The 17,375-nt window shown below is 67.6% G+C and carries 21 protein-coding genes; 10 read left to right on the top strand and 11 right to left on the bottom strand.

Features of this window, described 5'->3' with window-relative positions:
* The coding region (locus tag HCA58_RS22385) for a nucleoside monophosphate kinase (protein WP_169599943.1) at nucleotides 1–686 on the bottom strand (686 nt) is incomplete at its 3' end.
* Between the two features lie 84 nt (nucleotides 687–770).
* Here HCA58_RS22385 and HCA58_RS22390 point away from each other — a divergent pair.
* Nucleotides 771–1,385: a hypothetical protein gene (locus HCA58_RS22390; RefSeq protein WP_169599945.1), complete on the top strand. Its 615-nt coding sequence runs from the start codon at nucleotides 771–773 to the stop codon at nucleotides 1,383–1,385.
* 122 nt (nucleotides 1,386–1,507) lie between these two features.
* Here HCA58_RS22390 and HCA58_RS22395 read toward each other — a convergent pair whose 3' ends face one another.
* Entirely contained in the window at nucleotides 1,508–2,173 is a 666-nt protein-coding gene (locus HCA58_RS22395) for a hypothetical protein (RefSeq protein ID WP_169599947.1), read from the bottom strand.
* Nucleotides 2,174–2,520: 347 nt separating this feature from the next.
* Here HCA58_RS22395 and HCA58_RS22400 point away from each other — a divergent pair, with 347 nt between their 5' ends.
* Nucleotides 2,521–3,519, top strand: a complete 999-nt coding sequence (locus HCA58_RS22400; RefSeq protein WP_169599949.1) for a hypothetical protein — start codon at nucleotides 2,521–2,523, stop codon at nucleotides 3,517–3,519.
* A gap of 381 nt (nucleotides 3,520–3,900) precedes the next feature.
* Here the strand turns inward: HCA58_RS22400 and HCA58_RS22405 are convergent, their stop codons facing one another.
* A complete protein-coding gene (locus HCA58_RS22405) occupies nucleotides 3,901–4,428 on the bottom strand; it encodes a hypothetical protein (protein WP_169599951.1) in 528 nt (175 codons plus the stop codon).
* A 209-nt stretch (nucleotides 4,429–4,637) separates the two neighbouring features.
* Nucleotides 4,638–5,450 (bottom strand): hypothetical protein, encoded by an 813-nt coding sequence (locus HCA58_RS22410; protein WP_169599953.1) that lies wholly within the window; start codon nucleotides 5,448–5,450, stop codon nucleotides 4,638–4,640.
* Between the two features lie 85 nt (nucleotides 5,451–5,535).
* Between HCA58_RS22410 and HCA58_RS22415 the strand changes: the two genes are divergently transcribed.
* On the top strand, nucleotides 5,536–6,627 hold the full coding sequence (locus tag HCA58_RS22415; RefSeq protein WP_169599955.1) for a hypothetical protein: 1,092 nt from the start codon (nucleotides 5,536–5,538) through the stop codon (nucleotides 6,625–6,627).
* 200 nt (nucleotides 6,628–6,827) lie between these two features.
* Here the strand turns inward: HCA58_RS22415 and HCA58_RS22420 are convergent, their stop codons facing one another.
* Entirely contained in the window at nucleotides 6,828–7,541 is a 714-nt protein-coding gene (locus tag HCA58_RS22420) for a DUF2625 family protein (RefSeq protein ID WP_169599957.1), read from the bottom strand.
* Between the two features lie 416 nt (nucleotides 7,542–7,957).
* Between HCA58_RS22420 and HCA58_RS22425 the strand changes: the two genes are divergently transcribed.
* The 4 genes from HCA58_RS22425 to HCA58_RS22440 all read left to right on the top strand — a co-directional run bounded on the left by HCA58_RS22425 (nucleotide 7,958) and on the right by HCA58_RS22440 (nucleotide 11,628).
* Nucleotides 7,958–8,260: an AbrB/MazE/SpoVT family DNA-binding domain-containing protein gene (locus tag HCA58_RS22425; RefSeq protein ID WP_169599958.1), complete on the top strand. Its 303-nt coding sequence runs from the start codon at nucleotides 7,958–7,960 to the stop codon at nucleotides 8,258–8,260.
* Nucleotides 8,250–9,299 carry a site-specific integrase gene (locus HCA58_RS22430; RefSeq protein WP_169599959.1) on the top strand — a complete coding sequence of 350 codons (1,050 nt, stop codon included), beginning with the start codon at nucleotides 8,250–8,252 and terminating at the stop codon, nucleotides 9,297–9,299. The genes HCA58_RS22425 and HCA58_RS22430 overlap by 11 nt, the downstream gene beginning before the upstream one ends.
* Before the next feature lie 828 nt (nucleotides 9,300–10,127).
* Entirely contained in the window at nucleotides 10,128–10,610 is a 483-nt protein-coding gene (locus HCA58_RS22435; protein ID WP_169599960.1) for a hypothetical protein, read from the top strand.
* Nucleotides 10,600–11,628, top strand: coding sequence for a site-specific integrase (locus HCA58_RS22440; protein WP_346776087.1), 1,029 nt, complete (start codon nucleotides 10,600–10,602; stop codon nucleotides 11,626–11,628). The genes HCA58_RS22435 and HCA58_RS22440 overlap by 11 nt, the downstream gene beginning before the upstream one ends.
* A 560-nt stretch (nucleotides 11,629–12,188) precedes the next feature.
* Here the strand turns inward: HCA58_RS22440 and HCA58_RS22445 are convergent.
* Both HCA58_RS22445 and HCA58_RS22450 read right to left on the bottom strand, forming a co-directional pair.
* Entirely contained in the window at nucleotides 12,189–12,470 is a 282-nt protein-coding gene (locus tag HCA58_RS22445; protein ID WP_169599961.1) for a DUF1905 domain-containing protein, read from the bottom strand.
* Between the two features lie 40 nt (nucleotides 12,471–12,510).
* Nucleotides 12,511–12,882: a DUF1761 domain-containing protein gene (locus tag HCA58_RS22450; protein ID WP_169599962.1), complete on the bottom strand. Its 372-nt coding sequence runs from the start codon at nucleotides 12,880–12,882 to the stop codon at nucleotides 12,511–12,513.
* A 154-nt stretch (nucleotides 12,883–13,036) separates the two neighbouring features.
* Here HCA58_RS22450 and HCA58_RS22455 point away from each other — a divergent pair, with 154 nt between their 5' ends.
* Complete coding sequence (locus tag HCA58_RS22455; protein ID WP_205809442.1) at nucleotides 13,037–13,630, top strand: TetR/AcrR family transcriptional regulator; 594 nt, start codon at nucleotides 13,037–13,039, stop codon at nucleotides 13,628–13,630.
* Nucleotides 13,631–13,745: 115 nt separating this feature from the next.
* Here the strand turns inward: HCA58_RS22455 and HCA58_RS22460 are convergent, their stop codons facing one another.
* Nucleotides 13,746–14,141: a VOC family protein gene (locus tag HCA58_RS22460; protein ID WP_169599963.1), complete on the bottom strand. Its 396-nt coding sequence runs from the start codon at nucleotides 14,139–14,141 to the stop codon at nucleotides 13,746–13,748.
* 107 nt (nucleotides 14,142–14,248) lie between these two features.
* Here HCA58_RS22460 and HCA58_RS22465 point away from each other — a divergent pair, with 107 nt between their 5' ends.
* Both HCA58_RS22465 and HCA58_RS22470 read left to right on the top strand, forming a co-directional pair.
* Nucleotides 14,249–14,431, top strand: a complete 183-nt coding sequence (locus tag HCA58_RS22465) for a hypothetical protein (RefSeq protein ID WP_169599965.1) — start codon at nucleotides 14,249–14,251, stop codon at nucleotides 14,429–14,431.
* A 138-nt stretch (nucleotides 14,432–14,569) separates the two neighbouring features.
* Nucleotides 14,570–15,022, top strand: a complete 453-nt coding sequence (locus HCA58_RS22470; RefSeq protein ID WP_346776089.1) for a hypothetical protein — start codon at nucleotides 14,570–14,572, stop codon at nucleotides 15,020–15,022.
* A gap of 54 nt (nucleotides 15,023–15,076) precedes the next feature.
* Here HCA58_RS22470 and HCA58_RS22475 read toward each other — a convergent pair whose 3' ends face one another.
* The 3 genes from HCA58_RS22475 to HCA58_RS22485 form a co-directional block, all read right to left on the bottom strand.
* Entirely contained in the window at nucleotides 15,077–15,340 is a 264-nt protein-coding gene (locus HCA58_RS22475) for an SMI1/KNR4 family protein (protein WP_169599966.1), read from the bottom strand.
* Nucleotides 15,341–15,625: 285 nt separating this feature from the next.
* Nucleotides 15,626–16,204, bottom strand: a complete 579-nt coding sequence (locus HCA58_RS22480; RefSeq protein ID WP_169599968.1) for a hypothetical protein — start codon at nucleotides 16,202–16,204, stop codon at nucleotides 15,626–15,628.
* A complete protein-coding gene (locus tag HCA58_RS22485; RefSeq protein WP_169599970.1) occupies nucleotides 16,204–16,671 on the bottom strand; it encodes a hypothetical protein in 468 nt (155 codons plus the stop codon). The genes HCA58_RS22480 and HCA58_RS22485 overlap by 1 nt, the downstream gene beginning before the upstream one ends.
* Nucleotides 16,672–17,375: the final 704 nt, after the last annotated feature.

Below are 17,375 nucleotides of genomic sequence, written 5' to 3' on the forward strand. Positions count from 1 at the left end.
GCGTCATCGCCGGCAACAACGCCGCGATCCGCGCGTACTCGACCTCGGTCAGCTCGAAGCGTCCACTCACGACAAACATGGATAGCCGAACCGCACCCCAAGATCCAGGAGACACGCCCTAATGCGCGGTAGTGACTGAGTGTGGCTGCCGCGGCTGGTCGGTAGGACTGCAGGCCCGCGGTGATGCGGTCGGGGTTGTCGTCGTGGCGCTGGAACAGTTCGCCTCCACAGCGGTCGCAGACGTTGGGGCGTGTTGGAGCGGCGAACTCGGTGTGCCAGGTTCTGCAGCAGCCGCGGCAGGTGCGGCGGCCGGCCATGCGGCGAAGGACCTCGGCGTCGGGCAGGACGAGGTCGATTGCCCGGTCGATGGGTGTGCCGAGGTCGAACAACACGGCATCGAGCGCCACCGCGGTGACTGCGTGGTTGGGGAAGCCATCGAGGACGAAGCCAGCGGCGACGTCGGGCTGGGTGAGGCGGTTGCGGATCATGGACAGGAGAACCTGGTCTGGTACGAGCTCGCCAGCGTTCATGTGCTGCGTTGCCTGAAGCCCGGCAGGGGTTTTCGCCCGAATTTCGGCCTGGAACATGCCCGCCAGGCTGAGGCAGGGAACGCCGAGACGCGCGGCGATGGCGTCGGCGATAGTCTCCCGGTCGGAGCCGGGTGGTCCGAGAACGGCCAGCCGCATCGACATAGCCTATCGTCGTAGCCGCGGATGGTGAGGGTGTCGGGTCGATCGTGGCCGAGTTGGGCGTCGATCGAACCTTGATCCGTGACCGCGTCAGCGAGCTCGAAGGTGTTGGCTTGGATCGTCTCCGGCGCACTGTCATGGGCCCGATTAGCGGACGTCCAGTGCCCGGCGGGTATCATACGTGGCGGCGACGCGGAATTCGTGGTCGGTCCGCCAGATGACGTGGGCAGGACACTCATGCTGGGCCGTATGGCCCGGGAGGTTTCGTCGGTCGAGGCTGTTCTGCGCTTCGCCGCTGCCCTGCGCGAGATCCGTGGTCGGTTGCTCGCCGATTTGTTCCCCGTCGCGGATATCGCGGATCTTCTGGCAGCGGTCCGCTCGCGCGGAGAGTTGCCCCGGGAAGGTGCCACCCGTAGCGGGATCGAGTACACCGTCCACGGCGCGGGGTGCCTGATCATCAGCTCCGATGGCAGGGAGGTCGACGTCGACCTGGTCACCGATCCCGTGCTCGGGTGCGAGGTTGAGGCGTTCGATGCTTGGCGCGTTCGCTGGTTCCTCGACGAAGCCGCAGATGACGGTTACAGCAATGAGGACATCGGCGTGGCCTGTACCCATCTTGCCGGCGAGGGTCACCTACGCGAGGTGGTTGAAGGCCGCTGGTTCGCGCTGCCTGGCGCTCCAAGCGGCCCAGCATGAGTCACCCACACGCGGCAACCCACCGCCGTCCGTCTTGACGCAGCGCACCTTAACGGGTATCCGGATCTGCGGCCGTGCGTGTGCTGGACCGCCAGTGTCGCAAGGGATCCTGCTTCGCTGGCTCATGCCGCCTGGAGCCAGCGGGTGTGGATGTCCTGGTAGCGGAGCGGGTCGACGGCGGCCGGGTCATCGAGGAGTTCGATCAGTAGGGCGTCGTTCGGGAGCCGGCGTGCCTGGGCCGCGATCTCGGGTAGCGGTGCCGGTGGCAGGTGGCGGTCGGGGCCCAGGTAGGTCCACCAGCCGAGTTCGGCCGGCCAACCACCGGCAGGGTGGGAGTCGTCGTGGATGTTGAGGTCCCACACCTGATCGCATGACCATTCGTCGAGGATTCGGCCGACGTCGGCCTGCAGGCGCTCGGCGACGTCAAGCCACAAGCCGGTCAGGCGAGCGTGCAACTCACGGAAGGTGTCGGCCTCGGGCGTCGGGCGGCGGTAACAGAAGGCGGAATCCAACGCCCACATGAGAGTCCCGTCCTGCCAGTTCACGAAGATGTCGACGTTGCCATTCGTCCAGAGCTGGCCATGCTCGTTGCGCGTCGCCATGGCGTCGAGCGCCGCCTGCGGATCCTCGACCGTGCGTAGGTCGCCGTCCGGGTTGGTGAACAGGTTGATCAGCCCGTCGGGGCGTTGCGGGCGCAGGCCCCGGTCGGCTGCCAGGGCGTACAGCTCGCGAAGAGCTGGCTCTGCCGCCGCCGGCACTCGCAGCTCCCAGATCCAGTCCGATCCCACGACGGCATGATGCCGATCTGCTTCAGGCTGCGGCAAGCCGGCTGCAGAACGCGTCGCGGCCGGGCTCCGTCGCACCGAGCACACGACCGTTCAGCACCCAACGGCATCGGTATCTGCCGCAGCCTCACCTTCATGCTTATCGACTAATGAGGGGAAGTTGCGGAGGCCTTCCGCGTGATGGACCGGCCTTGCGGAGGTGCCGGCGGACGTGCGGCGAACTCGGTGGCCAGTGCGGCCGTCTCGGTCCGGCTCGGTCGGGTACAGCGGCTGCCCGCCGTGCTCCGGGCCGATCGTTGCCCGTCGCCGCGGCACGCATCCTGTCGGACCGCCTTCCTAGAGTCAGCGGCATGTACTTCGTGTGTCGCTGGCGGGAGGAATCGCCGTTCAGCAAGCGGGTGGTCACCCTGCCTGACGCGACCGTGCTCGACTGGTTCCGCCGCGGCTGGGAGCACGACGACCCGGAGGCATGGATCGACAGCGAGTTGGGCGGCAACGTCTACGGCTTGGAGTCGATCTTCGAGGAGGTCCGGAAGCGAAACCTGCCCCGGCCGGAGTCCGTTGACGAACTGCGCGAGTTGCTGAACGAGCACCTGTGGGTGGAGGGTGACGACGACGCCAGCTTCATCCGGCTCGGTGAGCACGCCCTGAGAGTGCGTACCGATGACGACGAGGTGGACCTGGCCTACTACTTCGTCGACGATGTGGCCGCCGCCGCGTCGCCCGACCGGCTTGCGTTCCTGCTGCACGACACCTGGCCCCTGCCCGCCAGCTCGGCCGCGCCCGGCGCGGTCTTCGACCATGGTGTTCCGGTCCGTACCGTCCGGCTGGCCCCGCCCGGACCGGAGTCCGTCTTCTCGGCCCGCCTGTGCTGGCAATCGCCCGACACTACCCGGAACCTGGACCTGGCCGGCGCCATCGTCTTCCCCAGCCTGACCCTGCCGGACCTTTCCGCTCATCTGCGCGGCGTCGACGACACCGCCGCCCACCGCTGGCCGCACGACGCCCGACTGCTGCGGGCTCTCGTCGCCCCCGGAGAGAACGACGTCGGCCCGGCGCTGGAGCGCTACGCCCGGCTGCCCGGATACGCCCCATCACCCGCCGGCATCGACCGGGCGCCTGCGCACGCCCCAATCCTCGGGGAGATGCCGGAACTGCTGCCCGCGGAGCCACCCACCGAGTCGCTGATCCGCCTCGACCCGCACATCGCGCAGGTCGCCCGGTACATCGACGGCTTCTTCGGGTTCGACCAGTGGTTCCTCTTCGACACCCGGTGGGCGGCGGCCCACCCGGACCTGGCCCGCTCGCTGCTGCGCTACGCCGCCCACTGGGACCCGTACGAGACGTAGATTGAACTGGCCTCCGGGTCCGTCCGAGGAACATGGCATCTCGGGCCCGGTAGTCTCGGGCCGTGCAGGTGCAGCTCGGTCGAGATGATGACTCCACCGGAGCTGTCCGAACCGACCCTGCACCCGTGAACCGGCTGACAATCGTGACCCTGGTTGAGGCTGACGACTGGGCAGTGGAACTTCCGTCTCCTCAATTCCTACGCCCTGGGCAGCACGTATGGGTTGAGGGCGCAGCGGTCTGCGTCCGGCAGCCGAATGGAGACATGATCCGTCACGACGGGGACGGTTTCTGGCTCTGCCGGTAGCACCCGCCACCCGAAGCATCGCACTGTAGCGGTATCCGGAACTGCCGAGCGGGGCCCGGAAGCAGTCCCCGAACATCTACATTTCTGGCGTCAGCAAGATTCGGTGGGTCCACTCCAGCAGACGGGTCACGCGGAACGAGCCGGTCCAGCCGACCGACGGCGCGTTGTCTTCGTACTCGATCACCGACCAGCAATCGTCGAACGCGACCGTGTACTCGTGGTTGCCGGGGAACACGTCGGTGACGGTCCCGACGACGACCGCGCCCTCGGGGTAGCGTCTGGTGATCGCGGCCCATTCCCTACCCGACCAACGGGAGAAGCGGGTCCGTGGACCGCGCATCCCGGCGTCCAACGGAAACAGCCGCACCTGGCCGGGTCGGTGTTGCAGCACCTCGAACAGCCCCGTCTTGCCGACCGCGGGCCAGTCGGTCGGATCGTCCGGCAGATGCAGAACGTCGACCCACCCTTGCGGCAGCTGACCGAGGTCCACCAGAAGGCCTGCCCGCCCCGCACCCATCGGGATGGCACTTACGGTGCCTCGCACCCGGTCGCCCACTGGGAAGGTGAGACGTGCCGCGAACAGCTCGTCGGCCCGCGCCGTCAACCGGTAGTCCTCACTTCACGACCGCCTGCATCCATCGTCTGCATTATGAGTTACCCCGGCCGGTTGTTGCAGACGCGCCCATCTGACCCATCATCCACGATCCGCGTGCTACAACGCGTCAGGTCAGCGGTCGGTCTGGCATCGTCCAGGTGCCACTGGGCTGCGCTGACCAGATTCTTCGCCCCAGCGTTCGGAGCGCCGAACGGGTGCTACTGGTGTTCTGTGGTCCCCGAGGGCTGGAGCGTGTCGGCGATGAGGCGAAGTTGTTCCAGCGAGAGTTCACCTCCGTGGCGTCGGTATACGTGCGATCCCAGGCCGACGAGGACGTCGTCAATGTCTGCCCATTGGCACTGCGTCCAGTACCTGCGGCTGTTGAGCAACTCTTCGCTGACCTGACGTACGTGGGACCGGGCGCCGAGAGCGGTCAAGGCTTCCGCGACCAGGTCGACGGCCTCGTGCGGGCGGTTGGTGTCGGCGCAGGCCGGGATGAGTAGGAGCAGCCGCTCGGCCGGGGCGTGATTCTTATCCGGCTGGTGCGCTGCGGCGACGACTTCCGGCCATGCGAACGCCGGCCCTCGGAAGTGTCCCTCCATGGCGGCGAGGGGGATCGACGCGTCACCGGAGCCAGGATTGAGCACGTAGTCCACGCCGCCATCGTCTTCGAAGTTGCGCATGATGACGTGCAGCCGACGGTGCCCGAGAAGTGGCAGCGAGAACACTGGCCAACGGCATGGGCCAAGGAAGGCGTCGACGATCTGCTCCAGGTCGGCTGGGTCGACGTTGAAGGCGTCCGGCGCCGACGCGGATCCGCCGACGGTGGAGAGAAAAGCGGGCCAAAACAGCGCGTGCGACATCAAGCCGGACCCGTCGACCAGCGGCGATCGCAGGAACGGCGGTTCGTACCCGTCCAGGTATCCAGGGATGATCACGTCGTCATCATGGCAGTGCAGCCGCCGCCCGTGGACCATCCGCCGTTGACTGTTGATGTCGGCAAGGCCGATCAAGGCTACGTGCCCCGCCATGCCGCGAACCGTATGCTACGGAGCGCCACGGCAACTGGATCGCCCCGGCGTACGGTCGTGCCCAAAGATCGACTAGCCTTGGTTCGTGGCCGATCGGTGGTCCATCGTGACGGAATGCGACATGCTGTCGCGCGCCGGCGTGCTGGCGCAGGCCCTGTCTGCGGAGTACGTCACCTACGTGGTCGGGCCGTCGGCGATGCTCGTCATCGCCGAGGTCGGCGACCGGCCTGACGGCAACGCGGTGCAGAGCTTTGACGGCTTGGCGCTGCGTGAGCCTTTCCCCGAGGCCGCCGCAGCGCGGTTGAGCAGTGCCGGACCTCCGCTGCTCGGGTTCGTTCGCGTGCCCGAGGGCTACGTCCCCTTGGGAAGGCTGGAGAACACGGTCAGCCGGTACAAGCCGGTCAGCATCGACGGCAGTCCGTGGCCATTCAGTGGTGAAGGTGAGCTGACGTGGTGTCAGTTGCGTCTCGCGGAGCGTATGCCGTTCGACGTCCTCGACCAGGTGCGACCAACACCGGAGCAACCGCTTCCCACCCTCGACTGGCTCCGGTTCCTGCCGGACGACCCTATGGCCGCCTTACGCGACTTCGTGGCCGGCTGGTACGCCGACATCCCCGCCGACGACGACGGACTCGACGCCCAGGAACTGGAACTTCCCGAGCCCCTGCTCGTCTTCTACCGGGCTGCCGCCGGACGCCGAGAGGTGTTCGGCCTGCACAACCAGATCTACACTGCCGACGAGTTGGAGTACGAGGACGACGGGCGGCTGCAGTTCGGGGCGGAGAACCAGGGAGTCTTCGCCATGTTGCTGGATCCGACCGACGCGGACCCTGTCGTCCAGTACGACGGACTCCACGCGGAACAGGAGCGGGAGCCGCTGAGCGCCTTTCTGCTGCAGTTCGTCCTCTGCGAAGCTTCCTACTCCAGCCCCTTCACCGGCTTCGCGACTGTCACCGAGGAGCAGGCGAGGCTGCTGGTCCAGCCACTGCACCGGGTACCCCTGCAACCCATGCGATGGCCGGGCGACCCTACCCGCCACTACGTCACCGACGGCTTGGTCGTCACCACCGCCGCCGCCCCCGACGGCTCGATCGAGGTGTACGCCGGAAGCCGGCACCGGTCGGCACTCCGCCCGCTACGCGATGCGGACCTTGCTTGGGAACGATTCGACGGCTAGCAGGGCCAACCTGGCGATTCCGACCGGGTGCAGCGAACCATCTGTAGCTACGGCTCCCGGAAGCCTCTTCTGCCGCCGACTGGGCGTGGTCTTCAGGAGTTGATCGCTGCGGCCGAACGTCCGGACGCGCCCGATGCGAGTCCATCGTTGCTGAGGCTGCATCGATGGGGATCAGGCTGGATGTGCTGACGCTGGCTGCTTCAGACGACGCGGATGTGCAACGCCGTGGTGTCCGGTTCCGCGGCGAACCGCGCAGCGAACTCGTCCTGCAACGAGAACAGCTCGGCCATTGGCGCCGGCCGTCGAGTGGTACCAGCGAGGTCCTGGTGCGCTTCGCGCGACCACAGAAACGGGTAGACCGTCATGCCGTGCGACAAGGGCAACCGGCGTGTCTCCTCGTGCCAGCCCGGCCAGCGCAGGCACTCGTAGAACTGGCCGGTACCACCCTCGGCGATCCACGACAGCCAGGCGCCGTGACCAGCGCCGAGGGGCTCCCACTCCAACGTGTCCGGCCCGAAGTAGCACACCTCGCCGGGCTCGCCGGGGCGGCCGATGGCCGCCGGGTCGGGGCCGTTGACCTCGAACCGTCCGCCGAGCACGTCGTAGCCGACCACCAGCGCCCCGGGCACCTGCTCATCGCCCGGCAGGCCGTTGACCTCCGCGAGCGAGGGCAGACCGTGCTCACCACCGCCGCCGAGCACACGCAGCCAGCCGCCGTCGACCAGCAGACCACCGGTGTGCAATGCCAACGCACCCAGCCGCGACCGCGTGGAGACCTGCAGGCGGTACAGGCTGTCCCGCCCGGCGGCTGCAGAGACCGGCAAGATGTTGATCTGTGGATTCGACAGCAGTTCCATCTCGAGCGCTGGCCACGCCGGATCGGAATTAGCCGTCAGCTTCTCTACGGTGCGCATCCGATCATCATGCCCCGGCCACTGCACGCTGGCGATATGCATCCAGCTGACCCCGGTCGAGCAGCCCGATCCCGGCCCCGTGCGGATCTTGCCGTAGTTGGGAGGTACTGCCTCGAAGGGGTGTCCGATCATTGGGCTGAGAGGTGCTGCACAGAGCGCCCTTGGCGACCGATCGCTTCCGGCCCTCGGGAACGACGTGGCCCAAGACGTCGTCTCCTGTTGTCACCGCCATGACACGACCTTCCCCCCGGCCGGCCGGTGAGCAGCTTGTCCGTCCGATTGTTCCGGCTGCCCTGCCTGCCCGTCCGCGTCCCCGCCCGATACCGATGCCGGTACTACCCGCCCGGGTTCAACTACCGGCGGTCAATGCTCCTGAGCTTCTGCTGGGGATGGCTCTCCCATCCCGCTGCGGCCGAGTGACCGCGCAGCACCTCCTACAAGGGCTGGGCTGGCAGCCGGGACACCGCCTCGACATCCAGCCACACCGAGGGGTGCTCGTCATCGCCTCGGCCAACGGTGGTCGGCACGGGGTGGGCAGCCGAGGGCAGCTGCCACTTCCGGCTTCCGCGCGGCGGATGTGCCGGATCGAGTCCGGCCAGCCGGTACTGCTGGCCGCTCTTGTCGCCCACGACCTGATCGTTGTGCACTCGATCAGCGCTGTCGCTCGCCTGCTCGCCGATCTGCACGCCGAGGTGGCGGGAGGCGACCGTGTCTGCTGATCCCGCCACGGTTGCCGCAGCCCGGCACGTCCTGGCCCACCTTGGCGTCACCTTGGCCGATCTGGAGTCCGACGCCGGCGTGCCGGTGTCGCTGCCGACGGTCGCGGAATATCTGCCGCGCGTGATCGCCGCGGCGGGCCCGGGTGCGAGACGGACCTACGGCACCTACTGGGAGCGCATGGCCGCCGCGTGGGGTGATTGGCCCCTGAACCGCGTCACGGCCAGTGACATCGAGGCGATGAAACAAGAAATGATCGCTACGGCGCGATCGCGGCGTAACAGCCGCAATGGTCGGCACGCTGGCGAGCACGTCATCGCCGCCGCCCGCGCCTTCTACTCCCGGGCTGTCGCTGACGGTCTGATCGACGCGTCGGCCAGTCCTGCCCACCGCGTCGCCAAACCCCGCCGCCTCCCGAGCACGCGTCGCGCCTTGACGCCGTACGAACTGGAGGAGATCAACGCGGTGGCGCGGACCAGCGGCAACGACGTCATCCTCGACGCCCTCCTGCTGCGCCTGCACACCGAAAGCGCCTGCCGCCGCGGCGGTGCCCTCGCACTCCGGCTCATCGACCTGGACCGCCCCAGCGGGCTCGTGCGCCTGGCCGAAAAAGGCACCGTGCGGTGGCAGCCGATCACCCTCGACCTCGCCGAACATCTCTACGAGCACGCCCACGCCCGCGGTGCCCTGGTGTCCACCGACCGCTTGTTGCGCTACCGCAACGGTCAGCCGATCAGCAGCCGCCGCTACGACCACCTGTGGAAACGCATCGGCGACCGCCTGCCATGGGTCGCCGCCCAGGGCATCTCCACCCACTGGCTACGCCACACCACCCTCACCTGGGTGGAACGCCACTTCAGCTACGGCGTGGCCCGCGCCTACGCCGGCCACACCGACAGCCCAGGCCCCTCCACCACCACCTACATCAAGGCAGACCTGCACGCCGTCGCTGACGCCCTGTCGGCGATGACCGACCAACCACACCCACTCGCCACGATGGAAGGAACCTCGCACGCCTGGCCGATGACCATTCGCCGTTAATCGACTGCCTCGGATGAACCTGTCGCTTCGTGGCGGGTGGGGGAGCAGTCCCTGGACCCCGGGCGAAGCGGCGGGTCCGGTCGCGAGCCTGGGGATGAGCGAAACCGGCGCGACTGGACCTGCGTTCCGTCAGGAGGCGAAACTATCGAGGGTGGCCGAAGCCGTGGACTGAGTGACGAGAGTTGCGGATGGGGCGGCGCAGACCGGGAGTGGACCCCGGTGACGTTGTGGCCGCGATCGGCAATCCCTTCTATGCGGTGAATATCGACCCTGACCTGGCTGTCGCGCAATCCGATAGCCTCAGAGGAAGAATGGGTTGCGGCGAACGCGAGATTGGTCGACGAGCTTGGTCCCAAACCTTATCTGCGTAACCTTCTGGCTGTTCTCAAGGGCGCGTTCCCGAGGGGCTGACAGCTCCACCGCCCCTTTGAAATTGTGCGCCTGTGCCTTCGCTGCGTGAACTCCAGTGCAGACTCTGCCTGCTGGAGGTGCCCTTCTACGTGGCCGGATCGACGAGTGCGCTTCACCGGCGCAGGTAGATCGAGTTGCTCGCTGAAATTGCGCCACGCGGCAGCTCACGCCTGTAGTGTTACGCATCGTGAAGTGCTAGACTTAACGCATGAGCACCCGTTTGTATAACGGATGCTACATAGGAGTGTGCAAATCCCCCCTCGGACACCAGTTTTGGTGGAGTTCCACCAGGCATGAACCAGATTCGATTCCGTGCTGGTATCGGGCCCGCGTACCTGCGATAACACCTGATCCTGGGCATCGGCGGGCGGTGCGTCACGGTCGGCGCGTGGCGGCCTTTTCGCGGTTGGGCTGGTCATGACAGGATCTGGCCGCGACCATGAGCAGCTCATCGGCGTGCTAATTCCGGCACCGCTTCCCGGCAGACCGCGACCCCGTCCGGCGCCGCTGCCGGCGCTGCCCGCACCAGGTTCGACGGCGGACGTTCTTCCGGACTCGGTGCTGATCGGTGTGGCGCGTGCGGACCGGTCCGGTCGGGTGACCGAACGGGGCCTATTGGACGCGCTGGGCTGGCCGGCGGGCCACCGTATCGACGTCCACCCACACGACGGCATGCTGGTGATCACCTCTGCGCGAGCTGGCCAGCAGGTGGTGGGCAGCCGAGGGGAGTTGCCGTTACCGGCCAGCGTGCGGCAGATGTGCGCGATCCTGCCGGGGCAACCGCTGCTGCTCGCCGCCCTGGTCGCCCACGATCTGCTGGTGATCCATCCGGCCAGTAGCGTCGCGCGGCTGCTGGCCGACCTTCACACCCAGGTGATCGGGGGTCGTCGTGTCGGCTGATTCCGCCCGCGTCGCTACTGCCCGGCAGATGCTGGCCCATCTGGGTGTCACCCTTGCCGATCTGCAGGCCGAGCCTGGTCCGGGTCTGCCGACGCTGGCCGAGTACCTGCCGCAGGTTGTCGCCGCGGCCGGGCCGGGCACCCGCCGCACGTATGGCACCTACTGGAACCGGATGGCCGCCGTGTGGGGCGACCGTCCCTTGGATGCGGTCGCGGCCAGCGACATCGAGGCCATGCAGCGACAGGCCGCAGCGACCGCCCGGTCACGGCGTAACAGCCGCAGCGGTCGTCACGCCGACGAGCTCGTGATCGCCGCCGCCCGCGCCATCTACAACCGGGCTATCGCCGACGGGCTCATCGACGCCGCTGCCAGCCCCGCCCACCGGGTGGTCAAGCCCCGCCGACTACCGAGCACCCGCCGCGCCCTGACCCCCGACGAACTGGAGGAAATCAACCTCGCTGCTCGTACCAGCGGCAACGACGTCATCCTCGACGCCCTGCTGCTGCGTCTGCACACCGAGACCGCCTGCCGCCGTGGCGGCGCCCTCGCGCTGCGGCTGGCCGACCTGAACACAGACCGCGGGCTGGTGCGACTGACCGAGAAGGGCGCCACCCTGCGCTGGCAACCCATCACGCTCGACCTGGCCGCTCACCTCGACGATCACGCCCGCATCCGTGGCGCGGTCCTGCCCACCGACCGGCTGTTGCGTTATCGCAATGGTCGGCCGATCACCAGCCGCCGCTACGACCACCTGTGGAAACGCATCGGCGAACTACTGCCGTGGGTGGCCGCCCAGGGCATCTCCACCCACTGGCTACGCCACACCACCCTGACCTGGGTCGAGCGCCACTACGGCTACGGCATCGCCCGCGCCTACGCCGGACACACCGACTCCACCGGCCCGGCCACCACCACGTACATCAAAGCCGACCTGCAAGCAGTCGCCACCGCACTGGCCGCCATGACCGGCCAACCACACCCGCTCGCCGCTGCTGCGGACCGCGTCTCCGGGCCGTGAGGAAGGCGCAGGGACGTAGACGGCGTACGCGCTTCGGTGCAGAACCAGGTACGCCAGACGTACACACGCTGAGAGGTCTGCCGCTCCGGCTCCGTTGGCGGGCTGCCGACCCGGTGACCTCGATCCCCTCCGCTCACGCTGAGTTACCCAGTCGAGTCAGGGCGGCGCCCGGATTGCGGCATGAGCGGAAGTCGTTGCCCTCAGGCAAGATGCCTGCCATGACCGACAACTTGCTTTCCGTGCCGGCGTATGACCCCGCGATAGGAGTCGTGGCACCGGCCGAAGGAGGCACCGTCACCATCGAGATCGTCAACGGATCGGTCGAAATCCTCGGCGACCCTGCCGGTCTACGGGACCTCGCGCGAATGTGCCTGGCGTTGGCCGACTCCCGAGTACCGGACGGGACGCACATCCACCTCGACGCCGGCATCAACCCGCTTGATCTCGGTTCCGCCTCCCTCATGCTTGCCCGCCACACGACGCTGTCGGGTCGTAGTCGCTATCCGTGGCAGAAGCGTGCATCGTGGCGCTGGCCGCGAAAGCGGGGGACGAAGGCGTCCCTAGTTCCGGCGTTGCGTCAGGTGCACGACCACCTCGTCGCCGTCGGTCTTGCCGATCGCCTTGCGCACGGCGCCGTTGACCGGCAACTTGTGCGTGCCGTCGCCGAGCGCCATGAAGGCGCCCTCGAACGGCACGCCGTCCACGGTGCCGGCGACCTTGACGAGGCCCCGGGTGCCGAAGATCTCGGCCGAGCCGGGCAGCTTGACGCAGGTCCAGGTGTCACCCTCGCTAATCTTGCCAAGGGTCGCGGTGAAGGTAATGTCGAGCGGTCCGGCAGCCATGGCGGGTCCTTTCGGGTAGGTCCGACGTCGGGGAAGCGGTTTAGGCGAAGGCGCCGACGATGGCGCCGATGGCGAGCAACTTGATCAGCCAGTCGGCGGCATGCAGGGCCGCGCCCCGAACCGGGACGTTCTCCCAGACGACCGAGCCCGTCAGCAGGACGACCGGCAGGGCCCAGAGTGCCAAGCCGAGCAGCATGCCAGCGGCCAGGCCCGACCAAGCCCCGGCGATCAGCAGGCCGGTAATCAGCGTGGCCGTGACTGCGCTGCGGAGCACCTCGACGAGGATCTGCCACGCCTGAGGGCGCGTGGGTGGGCTCTTTGCTGTGGCCGGCGCCGCAGGTGCGACCGAGTAGAACGCGAAGCTGCTGATGAAGGCGACCACCGTCGCGACCAGGATTCCTCCGACGACCATGGCCTTGACCTCCTTTTAGTACCCTGCGGTACCTATTGTGGCCATCATAGGAGGAGGAATAAAGTAATCTCAAGTACTGAATTGGAGGCCGGTCATCACCGAGTCGACCGCACGCCGGCGTGGACGTCCCAGCGGCAGCCGCGGCGCCGAGCTTTTGGGCGTCGCCCGCGAGTTGTTCCTGGAGCATGGGTTCGCGGCTACGACCATGGATGCCGTCGCCGCCGCGGCCCGCATTTCCAAGGCGTCGCTCTATGCACAGCACCCTTCGAAGGACGCCCTCTACGCCGCGGTGGTCGTCGACTGGGCGGGCCAAGGACGGGACGCGATGCGGCCGCATCTCGACGCACTGCTCGCCTCGGAGAACCTACCGGCCGCGCTCGGCCGCTTCGGGCGCACGCTGCAGGCGGCGGTGCTCAGCCCGGGTGTGCTGCGCATGCGGCGGCTGGTCGCGGCCGAGGCGGGCCGGCACCCCGAGGTGGCCGCCCGCTACGTCGCCGAAAGCTGGGACCGCAACATCGCCGCTCTCGCCGCCGCCTTCGCCGAGCTGGACAGCCGTGGCAGCCTCCGGGTGGACGATCCGGCCGTCGCGGCGCAGCAGTTCACCTGGCTGTTGCTCGGCGCGGCCCTGAACGACCACACCCTGCGCGGCGACGCCACACCATCGGAAGACCTGACCGCCACGGCCGACGCCGCAACCGCCACCTTCCTCGCCCGCTACGGCCGAGCCGAAGTCACGCCGCGACCGTGAGCCACACCGCGCCGAAGGCAAGATTGCTCAGGCGCCCCCCTTGGATCACAAGCGCTACGGCGGGAGCAGATCAGGATATCTGATCTTGGCGATTTGGCTGACGTATGCACTGACCTCAGGTTGCGCCGAGGAGGTCCCACCGGTTGCCGGCGATGTCGAGGAAGACCGCGACCCGGCCGTAGGGCTCGGTCCGTGGTTCCCGGACGAAGGTGACACCGGCTTCGGTCATCCGTCGGTAAGCGGCGTCGAAGTCGTCGACGCGGAGGAAGAACCCGACTCGGCCGGCTACCTGGTTACCGACAGCGGCACGCTGGTGTTCTCCGTCGGCACGGGCGAGCAGAAGCCCGGTCTGGGCACCCGGGGGCCGCACGACGACCCACCGCTTGGGTCGCCCGTCATTGGTCAGCGATGGGGAATCCTCGACGAGGTCGAAGCCGAGTACGTCGGTGAAGAACGCGATCGCCGAGTCGTAGTCGTTGACGATCAGGGCAACCACGTCGATCTGCACCACGGCAGCGTACGCGGGGCGCCTCCCGCCCGCCGCTCGCGCGCACCACCCGCGGCAGATCAGTGCGTCCGGATGACTGCACGGCCACGTGCCCTGGCAAACTCAGCCGCGTGTTGACCACCATCACCCTCCGGAACGTCGGTACCACCGCAATCGTCGTCGGACTGCTCATCGCCCTGTTGACTCTCGGCACAACCACCGACCGTCCATTTACGCTGGCCTGGCTGCTCGTACTCGTCGGGACGGGCCTGCGGTTGGAGGCCGCCATCCGTGCCCCGAAACGCCAGGCATGATAGCCCGACCGCTGACCTTCCCGGCAGTACAGCAGCCCAGCTGTCGGTGCGGCGGGGGTGGATGCTGGCGCAGTCCCCTCGGTACGAGGTGCTCCGACCGGTTGCCCGACAACGTGCCGAATATCGGATGATCTGTGCGTGGAGATCATCCATCTGGTGCAGACGGGAGTGACCCGGCCGCACCTGGATCCGGTGGCCGGTGCCACCTGGCTGGCCATGGTGTACGACAGCGCCAGGGCACTGCACGGTGTGGTCACGACGTCGGTCGACGAGCCGACGGTCGGCCGAAACCACTACCGGGTCGGTGTGCGACTGCGTGATGCCAAGGCGTTGAGCATCCTGTTCAACGCCGCGGCCTTCCTGGTCGCTGCGGCCGAACAGCAAGACCCTCACATGATCAACGCGGTGTTCGTTGACGTGCCCGGCGGGGACATCTACCGCCGCGCGGGGCTGCGGGTCACCACCAGGGCAGAGCTGGACCAGCCGCTCCACGAGCGGCACCTGCATCTTCTGACCGAAGACGAACGCCGGGATGTCGCCTACCACCAGCCGAGCCGGCTCGGCGATCTGCTGTTCAACTGGTTCGACTGAGCCACCCTCCGCGCGCACCATGCCGCAGAAGAGTGCGTGAATCCCCTCGCGCGGTTAGATCCCGAGGCGTTCGATCAGCGTCTCAATGTTGGGCGCAACCTCGATCCAGTCCGCCGTTGTGCTGAGGTAGATCACTGACGGGGCGGCCAAGGAAGGTCTGTAGTCCAACGCGAACGGCCGGTCGGGGCCGAGGTCACCGATCAGGAGAGACTGGTCAGGATCCACGTCGCCAGGCGGGCGCTGCCGGTCCGGCTGACCGAGATAGAACCCGCGATAGTCCTCAGGCATGTCGTCGAGCCAGCGCCTGTTGGCCGTCATCCGACTCAGAGGGAGGAACTGTGGGACTACCGCGTCATCGCCGAAGACGTCGCGGTACGTCGAGGACGAGCGGTCTGGAGCTACCCACCGACCTTGCCGCACCGCACGGAGGAGCACAGACGGGACCGGCAAGCCGTCGATGATCACATCGCCATCATCGGTGCGCCGTACGGTCCCCACAAGTCCGAATCTCCTCGGCGCGCCATCAGCGGCATGTCCGTGCGTTGTTGCGGTGATCGGCTGGGCAGGGCGTCCTTGATGTCGAGTCGAATGACTCGTCGCGGCTCAGGTGTTGGCGGGGTGGTACTCCAAGCCGTCGGCGCGGGGCATCAGGACTGCGGCGTACCGCTGATCGCCGTTGATGTCGCGGTCCTCATCGACTTCGAAGCCGATGTACGCGCGGTGGAACGGCACCTCGCCGTTTACGGCAATCGCGACGTCGGCCAGCCACCGGTCGAGCGTGCTACGCCACGTCAACGATTCCACGCCGCTGGATTCGTCGAAGGGGTAGCCGCCGATGCGGCGGTCGACTCGGGCCAACGCGCCCAGCGGTAGGTAAAGCTCCAAGGTATCCAGGCCCCCGTACCGGGACAGGAAACCACCGCAGACGACGCGCGCGCCCGAGGGCAGCGTCAGCGTCCCGCGCAAGTGGCCACGTGCGTGGAGGGCTGCCACGCCAAGCTCGACCGCCGCGAATCCGCTCCCGTCGGCTCGACGAACGTGGCAACCCTGAACGCCGACAGCGCGCCACAGGGACCGTAGGGCCCGGTCGACGTTGTCATCGTCAGCTGCGCCGAGAACCAGGCAGAGTTCGTAGAAGCCGCCCGTCCAGTTCTCGTCGTCGTTCATGTCGTCCGCGCTCATCACCGCAACACGATCGCCGATTCGGCCGCAGACGTCACCCTGGATACACGTCCTGCCCCACGGTCGAGAAGAGGCGCACCGACGCTGAAATGCCGGTCTCGTCCCGCAGGCTGCACCCACCGCACGATGTAGTCGAGGTCCAGCAGCATCCTGGCGGCCGGAAGGGTGTCATCCGCGTACTCGCCAACGCTCACGGCATGGACTCGGCAGTCATGCCATCCTATGCTCGGGAAGTCGACGTCCGTCCAGGTCGCCTTGGACAATCCCGACGGGCGGTGCGGCAAGGTGATCACCAGGTCAGTATCCCGCGACGGCGCGCTGTCATTGGCCCGCCCGGACGGCACCCTGGCCAGCTCGGCAGGACGCTGCGTAGCGCGCGGCTCGCGGCGTGTGCGGACGACTCGCCGACCATGAGGGAGGCCCATTTCGTCGGCATGGTCGACACCACGCTGATCGTCGACTGACACTGTGCGGATGGAAGCAGATGCCGCCAAGCACCGTGAGTCGCAACCTGCGGGTTCGGCAGTGCCGGGCTGGACATATGTCCGAGGTGGGCGCCTCATCTTCACTGGAGAGTCAGGTATCCCTGATCCGCCGCTTCCCGGAGCGCTGCGTGGCACCGTGTGCAACTCACTGGTGGGCACCACCGTCGGCCTGGTGATCTGCCTGACGGCTGTCGGCTTCGGGTGGGCAGAGCATGCGGGCATAGCCGCCCTGGCCGCTACTGGCATACCTCAAGTCCGCCGGGGATACCGGCTACGAGTGGCGCTCCTTTTTCTGGTCACGACTACGACCTGCCTGGTAGTTGGCATCGTTGCCGGAGGCGGACTGCGGGCGCCGTGGGACTTGTTCTTCCCGCTGGCCTTCGCCCTGTCCGTCGGCAGCCTCGCGGGGACGACTGCCGCCTACTTACCGTGGCGGACTCGTTAACACTGAGAATATAGGAGCAGCAGCCTCGAACCCCGAGCCCGGACATCCGCAGTCGCCACGGCCGCGCTCGGTCCGCGGCAGATGTGCGCGCGGTTCCGTCTTTAGCAAAGGGCGCGTTCGGGTACGTATTCAGCTTGAGGTGAGTCCCCGGCCGGTTGTCCACTCTGGTTGATCGGCTGGCATGATCACGAGGTGTCGTCCGTTCCGCAGGTCCCGCCCTCGTACGAGGATCTGGTCGCGA

This window comes from Micromonospora sp. HNM0581 (assembly GCF_012726175.1).
In the GTDB taxonomy this organism is placed as follows: Bacteria; Actinomycetota; Actinomycetes; order Mycobacteriales; family Micromonosporaceae; genus Micromonospora.

Coding starts and splice junctions, on each gene's coding strand:
- HCA58_RS22410 (WP_169599953.1), bottom strand. CDS start 5,450: ATGGCGGGGCACGTAGCCTTGATCGGCCTTGCCGACATCAACAGTCAA.
- HCA58_RS22435 (WP_169599960.1), top strand. CDS start 10,128: ATGACAGGATCTGGCCGCGACCATGAGCAGCTCATCGGCGTGCTAATT.
- HCA58_RS22445 (WP_169599961.1), bottom strand. CDS start 12,470: ATGGCTGCCGGACCGCTCGACATTACCTTCACCGCGACCCTTGGCAAG.
- HCA58_RS22420 (WP_169599957.1), bottom strand. CDS start 7,541: ATGCGCACCGTAGAGAAGCTGACGGCTAATTCCGATCCGGCGTGGCCA.
- HCA58_RS22400 (WP_169599949.1), top strand. CDS start 2,521: ATGTACTTCGTGTGTCGCTGGCGGGAGGAATCGCCGTTCAGCAAGCGG.
- HCA58_RS22450 (WP_169599962.1), bottom strand. CDS start 12,882: ATGGTCGTCGGAGGAATCCTGGTCGCGACGGTGGTCGCCTTCATCAGC.
- HCA58_RS22480 (WP_169599968.1), bottom strand. CDS start 16,204: ATGAGCGCGGACGACATGAACGACGACGAGAACTGGACGGGCGGCTTC.
- HCA58_RS22475 (WP_169599966.1), bottom strand. CDS start 15,340: ATGACGGCCAACAGGCGCTGGCTCGACGACATGCCTGAGGACTATCGC.